The organism is Streptomyces durhamensis (assembly GCF_000725475.1).
GTDB classification, from domain to species: Bacteria; Actinomycetota; Actinomycetes; order Streptomycetales; family Streptomycetaceae; genus Streptomyces; species Streptomyces filipinensis.
Map to the genome: position 1 here is coordinate 15,804 of NZ_JNXR01000031.1, position 12,607 is coordinate 28,410.

12 protein-coding genes are annotated in these 12,607 nt (G+C 70.5%); 5 read left to right on the forward strand and 7 right to left on the reverse strand.

Annotated elements, in window-relative coordinates; translation table 11 throughout:
- Positions 1–28 precede the first annotated feature (28 nt).
- From dnaK to IO33_RS0134740, 4 genes are read left to right on the forward strand one after another with little or no spacing between them, the layout of a single operon-like run.
- Positions 29–1,876 (forward strand): molecular chaperone DnaK, encoded by a 1,848-nt coding sequence (dnaK, locus tag IO33_RS0134725; protein WP_031172508.1) that lies wholly within the window; start codon positions 29–31, stop codon positions 1,874–1,876.
- Positions 1,873–2,544, forward strand: coding sequence for a nucleotide exchange factor GrpE (grpE, locus tag IO33_RS0134730; protein WP_031172510.1), 672 nt, complete (start codon positions 1,873–1,875; stop codon positions 2,542–2,544). The genes dnaK and grpE overlap by 4 nt, the downstream gene beginning before the upstream one ends.
- Positions 2,545–2,580: 36 nt before the next feature.
- Complete coding sequence (gene dnaJ / locus IO33_RS0134735) at positions 2,581–3,753, forward strand: molecular chaperone DnaJ (protein ID WP_031172512.1); 1,173 nt, start codon at positions 2,581–2,583, stop codon at positions 3,751–3,753.
- 5 nt (positions 3,754–3,758) lie between these two features.
- Positions 3,759–4,211: a heat shock protein transcriptional repressor HspR gene (locus IO33_RS0134740; protein WP_031172514.1), complete on the forward strand. Its 453-nt coding sequence runs from the start codon at positions 3,759–3,761 to the stop codon at positions 4,209–4,211.
- A gap of 64 nt (positions 4,212–4,275) precedes the next feature.
- On the opposite strand, the gene IO33_RS0134745 is transcribed toward IO33_RS0134740, so the two are convergent.
- Positions 4,276–7,095 carry a hypothetical protein gene (locus tag IO33_RS0134745; RefSeq protein WP_031172516.1) on the reverse strand — a complete coding sequence of 940 codons (2,820 nt, stop codon included), beginning with the start codon at positions 7,093–7,095 and terminating at the stop codon, positions 4,276–4,278.
- Positions 7,096–7,152: 57 nt separating this feature from the next.
- Here IO33_RS0134745 and IO33_RS0134750 point away from each other — a divergent pair, with 57 nt between their 5' ends.
- The gene (locus IO33_RS0134750) at positions 7,153–7,716 is read left to right on the forward strand and encodes a hypothetical protein (RefSeq protein ID WP_031172518.1); all 564 of its coding nucleotides are present in this window, start codon (positions 7,153–7,155) and stop codon (positions 7,714–7,716) included.
- 9 nt (positions 7,717–7,725) lie between these two features.
- Here the strand turns inward: IO33_RS0134750 and IO33_RS0134755 are convergent, their stop codons facing one another.
- The 6 genes from IO33_RS0134755 to IO33_RS0134780 all read right to left on the reverse strand — a co-directional run bounded on the left by IO33_RS0134755 (position 7,726) and on the right by IO33_RS0134780 (position 12,572).
- Positions 7,726–7,992 (reverse strand): hypothetical protein, encoded by a 267-nt coding sequence (locus IO33_RS0134755; protein WP_031172520.1) that lies wholly within the window; start codon positions 7,990–7,992, stop codon positions 7,726–7,728.
- Positions 7,993–8,030: 38 nt separating this feature from the next.
- Positions 8,031–9,434 (reverse strand): WhiB family transcriptional regulator, encoded by a 1,404-nt coding sequence (locus IO33_RS0134760; protein ID WP_078964016.1) that lies wholly within the window; start codon positions 9,432–9,434, stop codon positions 8,031–8,033.
- 160 nt (positions 9,435–9,594) lie between these two features.
- On the reverse strand, positions 9,595–10,200 hold the full coding sequence (locus IO33_RS0134765) for a hypothetical protein (protein WP_031172524.1): 606 nt from the start codon (positions 10,198–10,200) through the stop codon (positions 9,595–9,597).
- Positions 10,201–10,205: 5 nt separating this feature from the next.
- Positions 10,206–11,318 (reverse strand): hypothetical protein, encoded by a 1,113-nt coding sequence (locus IO33_RS0134770; RefSeq protein ID WP_031172526.1) that lies wholly within the window; start codon positions 11,316–11,318, stop codon positions 10,206–10,208.
- Positions 11,315–11,926 (reverse strand): hypothetical protein, encoded by a 612-nt coding sequence (locus tag IO33_RS0134775; protein WP_031172528.1) that lies wholly within the window; start codon positions 11,924–11,926, stop codon positions 11,315–11,317. The genes IO33_RS0134770 and IO33_RS0134775 overlap by 4 nt, the downstream gene beginning before the upstream one ends.
- A gap of 28 nt (positions 11,927–11,954) precedes the next feature.
- Complete coding sequence (locus IO33_RS0134780) at positions 11,955–12,572, reverse strand: hypothetical protein (RefSeq protein WP_031172530.1); 618 nt, start codon at positions 12,570–12,572, stop codon at positions 11,955–11,957.
- Positions 12,573–12,607 lie beyond the last annotated feature (35 nt).

Consider the following 12,607-nt stretch of genomic DNA (forward strand, 5'->3'; position numbering starts at 1 on the left):
CCACTCAAGTCAGCTGGAGGAATCAACCATGGCACGTGCGGTCGGCATCGACCTGGGCACGACTAACTCCGTCGTCAGCGTTCTGGAGGGCGGCGAGCCCACCGTCATCACCAACGCCGAGGGCGCCAGGACCACGCCGTCCGTCGTCGCCTTCGCCAAGAACGGCGAGGTGCTCGTCGGCGAGGTCGCCAAGCGCCAGGCGGTCACGAACGTGGACCGGACCATCCGCTCCGTGAAGCGCCACATGGGCACGGACTGGAAGATCGAGCTCGACGGCAAGCAGTTCAACCCGCAGCAGATGAGCGCCTTCATCCTGCAGAAGCTGAAGCGGGACGCCGAGGCCTACCTGGGCGAGAAGGTGACCGACGCGGTCATCACCGTCCCGGCCTACTTCAACGACTCCGAGCGCCAGGCGACCAAGGAGGCCGGCGAGATCGCGGGCCTGAACGTCCTGCGCATCGTCAACGAGCCGACCGCCGCCGCGCTGGCCTACGGCCTCGACAAGGACGACCAGACGATCCTCGTCTTCGACCTCGGTGGCGGCACCTTCGACGTGTCCCTGCTGGAGATCGGCGACGGCGTCGTCGAGGTGAAGGCCACCAACGGTGACAACCACCTCGGTGGCGACGACTGGGACCAGCGCGTCGTCGACTACCTGGTGCAGCAGTTCAAGTCCGGTCACGGCGTGGACCTCGCCAAGGACAAGATGGCCCTCCAGCGCCTCCGCGAGGCCGCCGAGAAGGCCAAGATCGAGCTGTCCTCCTCCACGGAGACCTCGATCAACCTGCCCTACATCACCGCGTCCGCCGAGGGCCCGCTGCACCTGGACGAGAAGCTCACCCGCGCCCAGTTCCAGCAGCTGACGGCCGACCTGCTGGAGCGCTGCAAGACGCCGTTCCACAACGTCATCAAGGACGCCGGCATCTCCATCAACGAGATCGACCACGTCGTCCTCGTCGGTGGCTCCACCCGTATGCCCGCCGTCGCCGAGCTCGTCAAGGAGCTGACCGGCGGCAAGGAGGCCAACAAGGGTGTGAACCCGGACGAGGTCGTCGCCATCGGCGCCTCGCTCCAGGCCGGTGTCCTCAAGGGCGAGGTCAAGGACGTCCTGCTGCTCGACGTCACCCCGCTGTCCCTCGGTATCGAGACCAAGGGCGGCATCATGACCAAGCTGATCGAGCGCAACACCACGATCCCGACCAAGCGCTCGGAGATCTTCACCACGGCCGAGGACAACCAGCCGTCCGTGCAGATCCAGGTCTACCAGGGCGAGCGCGAGATCGCGGCGTACAACAAGAAGCTCGGCATGTTCGAGCTGACCGGTCTGCCGCCGGCGCCGCGCGGCGTCCCGCAGATCGAGGTCTCCTTCGACATCGACGCCAACGGCATCATGCACGTGACCGCCAAGGACCTGGGCACGGGCAAGGAGCAGAAGATGACCGTCACCGGCGGCTCCTCGCTGCCGAAGGACGAGGTCGACCGCATGCGCCAGGAGGCCGAGCAGTACGCGGAGGAGGACCACCGCCGCCGCGAGGCCGCCGAGACCCGCAACCAGGGCGAGCAGCTCGTCTACCAGACCGAGAAGTTCCTCAAGGACAACGAGGACAAGGTCCCCGGCGAGATCAAGACCGAGGTCGAGGAGGCCGTCGCCGAGCTGAAGGAGAAGCTCAAGGGCGAGGACACCGCCGAGATCCGCACCGCCACCGAGAAGGTCGCGGCCGTCTCGCAGAAGCTGGGCCAGGCCATGTACGCCGACGCCCAGTCCGCGCAGGCCGCCGGAGGCCCGGAGGGCGCCGCCCAGGGCGGCAAGGCCGCTGACGACGACGTCGTGGACGCCGAGATCGTGGACGACGAGCGCAAGGACGGTGCCGCGTGACGGAGGAGACCCCGGGCTTTGAAGAGAAGCCCGACGTCCCCTCCGGCGCCACCCCCGACGACGCCGAGTCGAAGGCCGCGCCCGAGGAGGGCGCGGCCCCGGCCGGGGACGCACACGCAGACGCGGGTCTGGTGGCCCAGCTGGACCAGGTGCGTACGGCGCTGAACGAGCGCACGGCGGACCTCCAGCGCCTCCAGGCCGAGTACCAGAACTACCGCCGCCGCGTCGAGCGGGACCGCATCGCGGTCAAGGAGATCGCCATCGCGAACCTCCTGACCGAGCTGCTGCCCGTGCTCGACGACATCGGCCGCGCACGGGAACACGGCGAGCTGCTCGGCGGCTTCAAGTCGGTGGCCGAGTCGCTGGAGACCGTCGCGGCCAAGATGGGCCTGCAGCAGTTCGGCAAGGAGGGCGAGCCCTTCGACCCGACCATCCACGAGGCCCTGATGCACTCCTACGCGCCGGACGTCACCGAGACGACCTGCGTGGCGATCCTGCAGCCCGGGTATCGCATCGGCGAGCGCACCATCCGCCCCGCGCGGGTGGCCGTGGCCGAGCCGCAGCCCGGCGCGCAGACCGTCAAGGCCGAGGGCGCCGAGGAGAACACCGAGGGCAAGGCGGCCGGTGCCACCGACAACGAGGAGAACGGTGGCCCTGAGGAGGGCTGACGTAATCACCGCAGACAGGAAGGAGGGGCGTCGGGGATGAGCACCAAGGACTTCATCGAGAAGGACTTCTACAAGGTCCTCGGCGTCCCCAAGGACGCCACCGAGGCCGAGATCAAGAAGGCGTACCGGAAGCTCGCCCGCGAGTTCCACCCGGACGCCAACAAGGGCAACGTCAAGGCCGAGGAGCGCTTCAAGGAGATCTCCGAGGCGAACGACGTCCTCGGCGACCCCAAGAAGCGCAAGGAGTACGACGAGGCACGCGCCCTGTTCGGCAACGGCGGCTTCCGCCCCGGGCCGGGCGCCGCCGGCGGCTCCTTCAACTTCGACCTGGGAGACCTCTTCGGAGGAGGCGGAAACGCCCAGGGCGGAGGCTTCGGCGGCGGACTCGGTGACGTCTTCGGGGGCCTGTTCAACCGCGGCGGCACCGGGACGACCCGTACCCAGCCGCGGCGCGGCCAGGACATCGACACCGAGGTCACGCTGAGCTTCACGGAGGCCATCGAGGGCGCCACGGTGCCGCTGCGGATGTCCTCCCAGGCGCCCTGCAAGGCCTGCTCCGGCACCGGCGACAAGAACGGCACACCGCGCGTGTGCCCGACCTGCGTCGGCACCGGGCAGGTGGCGCGGGGCTCCGGCGGCGGCTTCTCGCTGACCGACCCCTGCCCCGACTGCAAGGGCCGCGGCCTGATCGCCGAGCACCCCTGCCTGGACTGTAACGGCAGCGGCCGCGCGAAGTCCTCGCACACCATGCAGGTCCGCATCCCGGCCGGGGTGACCGACGGGCAGCGCATCCGGCTGCGCGGCAAGGGCGCGCCCGGCGAGCGGGGCGGCCCGGCGGGCGACCTGTACGTGGTCGTGCACGTCGGCGAGCACCCGGTGTTCGGACGCAAGGGCGACAACCTCACCGTCACCGTGCCGGTGACGTATCCCGAGGCGGCCCTCGGCGGCGAGGTCCGGGTCCCGACCCTCGGCGGCCCGCCCGTCACCCTGAAACTGCCGCCCGGCACCCCCAACGGCCGCACCATGCGGGCGCGGGGCAAGGGCGCGGTCCGCAAGGACGGCACCCGCGGAGACCTCCTGGTCACCGTCGAGGTGTGTGTCCCCCAGGACCTGTCGGGGAAGGCTCGTGACGCACTGGAGGCGTATCGCGAGGCGACCGCGGGCGAAGACCCGCGGGCGGACCTGTTCGAGGCCGCGAAGGGAGACTGACAGAGATGGACGGCCGTCGACGTAACCCGTATGAACTGACCGAGGAGACCCCGGTCTACGTCATCTCGGTGGCGGCCCAGCTCTCCGGACTCCACCCGCAGACGCTGCGCCAGTACGACCGCCTGGGCCTGGTCTCCCCGGACCGCACCGCGGGCCGGGGCCGCCGCTACTCGGCCCGCGACATCGAACTGCTCCGCCAGGTGCAGGCGCTGTCGCAGGACGAGGGCATCAACCTGGCCGGCATCAAGCGCATCATCGAACTGGAGAACCAGGTCGCCGCCCTGCAGTCCCGCGTCGCGGAACTGCAGGCGGCCCTGGACGGCGCGGCGGCCACCATGCAGCAGCGCGAGGCCGCAGTCCACGCCTCCTACCGCCGCGACCTGGTCCCGTACCAGGAGGTGCAGCAGACCAGTGCGCTGGTGGTGTGGCGGCCCAAGCGGCAGCAGCACAACGACTGAACAGCGCGGTACGTGAGGGGCCCGGAGGATTCTCCGGGCCCCTCACGCATGCCCGCGGCTGGTGTCAGTCGCCCATGCCGAGTCCGGGTCCGGGCCGCTGGTGGTCCGGCGGGAGCTGCTGGGGCTGCTGAGCCGGAGCGGCGGACCGGCCCGAGCGGTCGGTCGGGACCCCGCGCAGCCACAGGTCCGAGCCGGGGACCTTCGCGGCCGGTGACGGCCGGGGGATGGGGGCCTTCGGGTCCTGCTCCGCCACGTCCGGGGTCTGAGTGGGCTGGGGGGTGGCGGAGTTCGGTTCCCGGTCCGTCAGGTCCGGGGCCTGCGTCGGCCGGGCGTCGGGCCTCGGGCCCCGGTCCGCACCGGCGGCCCGCTCGGGGGAGGGCGGTGGGTTCTCCGGGCCCCCGGCCGACCGAGTGGTCCCCGTGCCCGCTTCCGGGCGCCGCCACCGCTCCGGGACGCTCGACCGGCGCTGTACGGCGGTGGCGTCGCCTTCCTGTGCCGCCGCGACCGCGCGGGCGCGCAGGGCGCTCTGCCGGGCGATGGGCGAGAAACCCGGGGCGGCGTTGCCGGTCTCGGCGGGCAGCCCCCGCACACCCATGGCGTTCAGCTCCCGCTGGATGCCCGACTCCGGCGGGAACACCTCGCGCGGCAGCTGCCAGGACGCGGCCCCGTCCACGTCGACGCGGTGCTCTCGCCCCTCGACGGAGAAGGTGAGCCCGTAGCCGATGTACTGGTCGTCCCGGTCGAACAGCAGGTCACCGGAGATCTCCCCGCCCCGGTCGCGCACCTCGCCGGCCAGCTCCTGCAGGGCGGGAGGCAGGGGATTGGTACGGCCGAGGCTGGTGATGTAGCCGTCGGCCTCGACCGTCCCCTGATGCGTGATGCCCGCTTCGTCCTTCTCCGTGTAGGGCACGCGGAAGCAGGTACGGCCGGTCTCGTCCTGGTAGGTCTCGATCGCGCCGACCTCGCAGCGGCGGAAGGTGAGCCGCCCGTCGCCACCCTTATCCTTGGGACCGTAATCCTTCCGCATCTGCGGGAACTGCACCTGATGCATCAGCGCCGACGGCGGGTCGTTGCCGACGATGGTGACCCGGGCCTCGGGGTTCTGCAGCAGGATGATCTCCGCGTTGGCCACCCCGGTGCCGCCGGAACCGGCGACGATCCAGTGCTGGGCGGCGTGCGGGTCGAAGCGGCTCTCGGCGACCTCGTCACCGAGGAGCACCCGTCCCGGTGCGGCCTCACGAGCCGCCTCCCACTTCTCGGTCGCGGCGAGGGCGGTGAAGCAGTTGTCGATGCGGGAAGCGCCTGTTCCGTCCAGGCCGGCCTTGAGCGTCTCCTTCCACGGGGAGTCCTCCAGAGCGCCCAGCACGGTACGGGCGTCCACGCCCCCGCGTTCCGCCTGCACGAGGCAGTCGCGCATCTCCCGCGCGCCGGCGACCTCCTGGCCCTCCAGTTCCCGCAGCCGCTCGCCGATCAGCCGCACGGCCTCGCTGCGGCTCTCCACCGGGCCGTCACGCCGGGGCATCCCCGGCACCACCTCGGGGGTCAGACCGGTGGCGATGATCGGCACACCGTCGCACGCCACCCGCAGCGGATCCGCACGCTCCTTGCCGTCCCGGTCGAACGGCTGGACCTCCGCGAGGAGTTCACCGTCGCGGCCGAGCCGCAACCGGGCGTGGCCGTTGACGACGTCGCCCTGGGTGGCGAGGTGGTCCTCCCAGATCCGCACGGCCTCGATGGGCACGCGCCGACGGGGGTCGTCGACCGTCCCGTACGGATCGACGCCCATCCACTGGGCGAGGTCCCGGTCCTGGTCGGCCGACTGCACGATGCCCTCGCCGGGGTCGAGGTGCCAGCGGCCCACCGCGTCCACCAGCAGCGCGTCCGGGTCGCGCCCGGTGAGGCTGGCACCGCCGCCGATCACCACCCGGCGCCGCGGCAGCTGCCCGGCGGCCAGCTGCCCCTCAAGACCGCGCACGGTGCCCTCGCTGACCTGGGCACGGTAGTCCGCCCACTGCTCGGCCACGGCCCCCAACTGGTCGCGCGGCAGCGGAAGTCCGTTCTGGTCGTACCCCGGCATCGGCATGCTCACGTCCCGCCGCCCGATGAACGCCTCGACCTGCCGCTGGGCCCGCAGAGCGGCGTCCCGGCTCGCCTGAAGGGCGGCGGCGTCGGCGGGGTTGAGGTGTTCTATGGGGTGGGCGAGGGTGTCGATCAGGAGCCGTGCATCGGGTGAGAGATGAGGGGCAGCCGCGAAGAAACGCCTTCGGGCCGCTGTGCTCTGCACTGCGAACTCTTCGTTGTCGGTCAGGGCAGCCACCGGGCGCAGGCCAGTCGGGTCGAGCATGGCCGAGAAATCGGCCCGGGCCTGCGCCCGCTCCTGTTCCGACAGATCAGTACCGGCGCTGCGATGCGCGAGCCAGTTGAGTTCCCCGATCCGGCCGTGGTCCTGATCGGACAGTTCGATCCGGTCACTGACGTCTGCTTCTTGTTGCAGCAGGCTTTCGCGGACCGGCGCCAGCGCCTGGCCGGACCGGTCGCGTACCGCGATCACTTCTCCCACCTCGTGGGCGAGGACACGGGTCAGATGTTCGACCGGCAGGCGGTCCGACAGCTGCACGATGTACTGGTTGGACGTCGTGTTCACGGCCGTGCGGGCGAGAGCCCCCGACTCCAGGGGGATGGCGTCCATCCAGAGGTCCGCCGTACCGCCTTGCGTGTCCTCGATGACGAAGTACTCACGCCGGTCCCGCGTTTGCGCGGTTCGCACCGAGGCGAAGCGCTCGCCCAGGACGACGGACGCCACGATGCCCAGTTCGCGTTTGGCGGCGGCGATCAAGGCGGCCTGCTGAGCTTGCAACGGCGTGTTGGTGACCGTCCCGTCCACGTTTCCTCCCCCGTGCTTTGACGGACGAATTTCTTGAACGCCCATTAGGATCATGGCATGTTGCCAGCGCGCTCATCGTCCGAAGCACATCTGTACATGGACCTGCACCCCTGCGAGTGCGGATCAGTCGACTTCGAACGAGGACATCGGCTCGAACAGCTCGGAAACGACATCGTGGCCGTGTATGAGGGCGTTTGCCGGCAGTGTGGCCGTATTCGCCGGTTCACGTTCCTCATGGCCGAGGACATTCCCCCGCCGCCGCCGGCCTTCGGAGGACCCGAGCCCTCGCAGATCATCGATCCAGGGGAGTTCCTCGACGTCGCCTTCCGGATCGCGGAAACGACGGGAGTGCGTCTCCTCAACGCCCCTGACTCCGAGCAGCACACCTATCGGGGTGCCGTGGCGTATGCGCTTGCCGCCTATGAGGAGGTCCTGAAATTCATCCCGCCGGGCCAGAACGCCGTCCCGGCCAGCGCTTTCACATCTGAAGTGGGCCGGACGCGCTACCAGAGCGAGCCAGGCAACTTCCGCCGTGACGTACTCGAACTGAGCGTCAAGAACGCACGCGCCGTCCTCGCCGACATCGACAAGGCCGGCCGTCCGCCGCAGAATCCCCAGTAAAGCCCTGCATCACCCCAGTTGTTCCGTCACCCCGTCCGGATGCACCAGCAGCCGGATGACGCCCCCGTACCGCTTGTCGTTGATCGTCGCCGGAGTGGGCCCGCCCAGTTGCTGGGCACGCTGCTGGAGGATGGAGAGGATGACGTCCTGGATGTCGCCGTAGGGCGGAGCGGTGACCGGGACGCCGTCGATCAGGCCGGCGTTCGGGGAGAAGACGTGGACCTGGGCGTCGGTCTCGTTGCCCGGGGTGGGGTGGAGGGGCGTGGGTTCGGTCATCGGTTCCTCGCAGGGTGCCGTCAGGTCGGGACAGTGGGTCAGGCGGTCCTCGTCGTGTCCGGGCCGGTGGTGCCGTCGCGCCCGGCCCGCTGGTACGTGCCACGCGACAGCCGTTGCAGTAGGCCCGCCTTGACCAGCGAGGACAGGACGTTGCTGATGGTCTTCGACGGGTCGCCGTAGACGCCGGGCGGCAGCGCGCGCCGTACGTCACGGGCGCAGAACGGGCCGGGGAACGCCTCCACGGCGCGCTCCACGGCGGCACGGATGCTGGGCGCGCTGGCCGGCCGGCGGCGCGGCTCCGGCGCGCCGGCCGTGCCCGTGCCGTGGACGGTGGGGCCGTCGGGGGCCGGGTGGGGCAGGTGGGCGCGCAGCTTGTGCAGGGCCGTGCGGATCGTCGTCAGCCGGTCCTCGTCGCCGTCGGTCGTGGCGGCCAGCATCGTCGCGACCTTCTCGATGTTGCCGAGACTGTCGGCCAGTTCCCGCAGCAGCGGGCCGAGGACGTCCCGCCGCAGCGCGGCCACGGGGTCCTTGGTGGCGAGTTCCACCGAGACGGATCCGCTGAGCAGGCGCGCCACGGGCACGGCGTCGTCGTCGCCGTCCTCGGGAACAAGGGAGGCCACGGCGGAGTGTACGGCCCGGACCTCGCCGAGGGCCTCCGGGCGCACCTCGCCGCCGGGCAGGCACGCCAGCATCGTGAGGAACTGCTCCAGGCTGGCCAGCGCGGGCAGCGTGGAGCGCACCAGCGGGCCGAGCAGTGCCTGTCGTACGGCCTGGGCGGGATCCTCGTAGGAGAAGGCGATCCGCTGCCCGGCTCCCGCCGCTGACATGTCCTCGTTCCCGCTTTCCGTGTGCCCGGCCCTCCCGGGATCGTGTGCTGCTCTTGTTGGTCGCGCGGCTTCGTGGGCCGGCTGTGCCGGGCTGTTCGGGAAGAGCCCCGGTCCCTGGGCGGGCGGTGGTTCGTCCTGGAGGAGGTCGAAGGCGTCGAGGATCTGCTCCAGGGTGGGCAGCCCGTGCTCGGAAGGGCGGCGGATCGTTTCGGCAGTGCGTGAACGAAGCCGTGCGAGCCGTCGGGCCTGATCGTCGGCGCCGTCCGCGACCCGGGCCGGCAGATCGCCCGATGCGTCGCCGATGCCGAGCGCGCGACGCAGCCGGCGGCGGTCGGCGAGGGTGGTCGCCGCCGCGTACCCGTACGGCTCGGCGTAGGCGACGGCGTCCTGGAGGCATTCCGCCCACAACGGGCAGGAGGCGCACAGATCACGGGCGGTACGCAGCAGAACGAGGTGCTGACGGCGCTGTTCGGGTGGGCCGCCGGAGACCTCGGCGGTCTCCGGCGGCCTCTCCAGCAGTGGGTGCTGGAAGACGTCGGGGCGGCGGCGGCAGGGCAGTGCCGCGTCAGGTATGTACGGCCCCCGATGCTGCTCGTGCGCACGTGGCGCGGGCATCGCGGGCAGCGTTGTGGAACGCGGCGAGCGCATGTGTGAAGTCCCCCGTGTTTTTCTTTGAGCGTGGGGGACTCTAAAACACGTTGCAAAAGGGGTGCAACGCACCCGCAAACCACGTACAGAGTTGAGACAGTGACGCGACGAAACGTTCACAGCAGCCTCAACTATCCGGGTTTTTTGTGGCCTTGCCGCCGGGGGCAGCCGTGGTCGGCACCCGGCGCAGCCGCGTGAGCAGCTTCTTCGCCGTGCTGCCGCGAAACGCGAGCACCCCGAGTACGCCGAGGAAACCGATCGGGATGCCGGCCTCGGGCGTGAACATCCCGATGACCGAGGCGATGACGAGGATCACATCCGCGACCACCACGGTCACACCGCGCCGCCCGGGGTGCTCCTTCACCATCCAGGCGCCGAGGAGGGCCATACCGGCGAGCGCCCAGTAGCCGAAGACGGCCTGTCCGGTGAGCGGGGTCGCCTTCACGCCTCGCGCGATGTCGGCGGTGGTCGCCCAGTAACCGGTGAGCGCGAGGGTGACCACCGTGGAGGCGAGCGCCATCAGCAGTTGGGTGCGGCGGCGCAGCAGCCAGAGGCTCACGCCGAACACCGCGAGCGCGCAGATCGCGACGAAGGCGGAGCCGCTCTGGGAGGCGATGGTGAACAGGGTGTAGAGGGCGGCGACACCGAACACGACGCGGGGGAGCAGACGCACGGCCCAGGAGTCGGCCTTGTCCTGGCGCAGGAGACGGCGCAGGGGGTGATCGGGGTGCATGCGGCTCACTCTCCGATCCCCGTGCTGTGTGTCTTGGCCGGAACGGGTGGCGTCTGGGCGGGCTCGACGGGACCGGAGTGTCCGGCCGGGACGACAACCTGGCGTGCCTCCACGGCGACACCTGGCATCCAGTTGACCCCGTGGAAACCGCTGACGAGGGCCTTGGCAGGTGGTGCCTGTTCGGTACTGACTGCCGTGGGTTGCTGTTCCTCCACGGCGGGGGCGGTCACCTCCTGCTGCGCCCGCAGGCTGAGAACCTCCTCGGTGAACTGCTCTGCGGCGGCGTCCCGTCCGTCCAGCTGCGCCACTCGCGCACATACTTCCAAAACGGCGGCGCGCTGGGCCTCGACGGTGGGAAGGGACCGGAGGTGGTCCAGATCCAGATAGCCGGCGGTCCAGTACTTCTGTGTAGGCGGGTTGTCCGGGTCCGGGGCGAAGAAGTGCAGGTGCGAGCGGATCGCCTCGTCGGAGAGCAACTGGTGTGTCTCCGGGGGGAGTCCCTTCAGGACCTCCTCCGGGAGGTCGTAGGCGAAGTGGATGTTCTCGGGGCCTGTGCCCTGGCGCAGCTGGGGCATCTCCGTCTCGTACGCGACGCTCCACGGTGCCATGGTCGCGGTGAACGCGATGACCTCGCCGTCCACGCTCTGGGCGTACTTCTCGGACAGCGCGGCCCAGGCCTTCCGGGCCAGGGCGTTCCCGCTGGCCTCATCGAGCTGCAGGATCTCCCGGACTTCCGGACGCCAGAGATGGAGCTTGTCCAGGAGCTGTCCGCCCGGTGTGCCCTCCAGGTAGCGTGCTGAGCCCGATTCGACCGCGTTCTCGTCCTCGGACCAGATTTCGGCTATGTACTGATTGCTCAGCACCTTGTCCGGCGGCAGGGACGGGTGAGGAATGCCGTGGGACCAGAAGGCCGACTTCATGCCCGGGTGCGGCGGGCTGACGTCGAGCTCGCTGATGTAGTCGAGGAGGTACTTCTCGAGGCTTCCCGCCTTTTCGGCCCCCGCGAGGAGCATATCGGCGGCGTGTTCCACCTCCTCCTCGGACAGCGCAGCGCCGGCCTCACGCTGCCGATCCAGCGCACGCTCCGTGGCTGTCTCGGTGGTTGTCCCGTCGCTCACTCCAGCTCCTGGGGGTAGCAGTTCAAGCTGATCATGACGCCGCGTCGGCCCACGCCCGTCGAGGTGACGCCGCCGCTGAACGCCTTCAGGACAACGACCGGTCCTTCGGGGTCAGCGCTCCGCCAGATCGCGATCCGGTACGGGTTGCGGGTCCGAAGGCGTCGCTCGCGAGACGGGAGCCAGTGGGGAGGGTTGCCGGAATCGGGGAAATCCGGTGCGTCCCATGCGCCGGAGAAGCTCGGTGTGCCGAGCACCTCCTTGGCTGCCGTCTCATACGCCGGCCAGGCATCGGCGGCGATGTCCAGCACGTGCTCGTTCTCCTCGGGGCTGTCCGCCCGTACCTGCCAGGTGGTCCAGCCCAGGGACTGGACCGGGCTCCAACCGCCTCCGACGACCGGCGTGAGGGTCAGTCGGCCGTCGGTCGAGGTGCGTACGGCCAGGACCCGGTCCTCGGGCAGGGGCTTCCAGCCGAACAGGGCGCACCAGTCGTCCAGGGCCTGGCCGGGGACGGGCGGACCGGCCCAGACCGCGGGCCAGTCCACGTGCTCCAGGCCGGTCAGCTCGGTGGCCAACCGCTGCGGTGACTCGTCGATCAGCAACGTGGACATGTCTGCTCCCGTTTTCTTCTCTCGTCCCTCAGGCGTGCCGGTCCGGTCCGGGCATGGGCTGCTCCCGAGGGCTGTGGCATATCAGTGCGATCCTCGCATCAGCCGGAACGGGAGCCGTCTGCGAACCCAGCCCGAGGTCCGACCTCAGTTCGAAGACCGGTGCGCCGGGTGTGCGGAAGCGCCAGACCGCGGTGCGGTGCGGATGGGGCTGCTCCTCGCGTCGCTCGGGGCGGGGGCCGGGGGATTCCGGGAAGTCTGAGTCCTCCTGGATGCCGTTCCCGATGGGCTCGCCCATGACACCGCGCAGGGCGGCGAGGTGGGCTGTGAAGCTGCCCAGGGCCAGCCGGGTCACGCGATCGTTCTCGACGACGTCGCGAGCCCGCGCCGCCCACACCGTGTGCTCGACCCGGATCACGGCACGGCCGGGAGCAGAGGCGGCCACGTGGAGGCGGGTGCCGCCCGCCGTGCGCACCCACAGGCCCGCCTGGAACCACAGCGGCTGCCAGCCGAGTGCCGTGCACCAGGAGGTGCGCTGGTCCGCTTCCTCCGGCACCCCCGCCCACACCGTGGACCAGTCCACCTCGACGAGCCGCTCCAGCTCCGCCAGCAACTGGGCTGGGGTGCGGGAGGCGGTCAGGACGGGCATGGAGCGGCTCCTCGGGGTCGGGGTGGGCGGTGGGC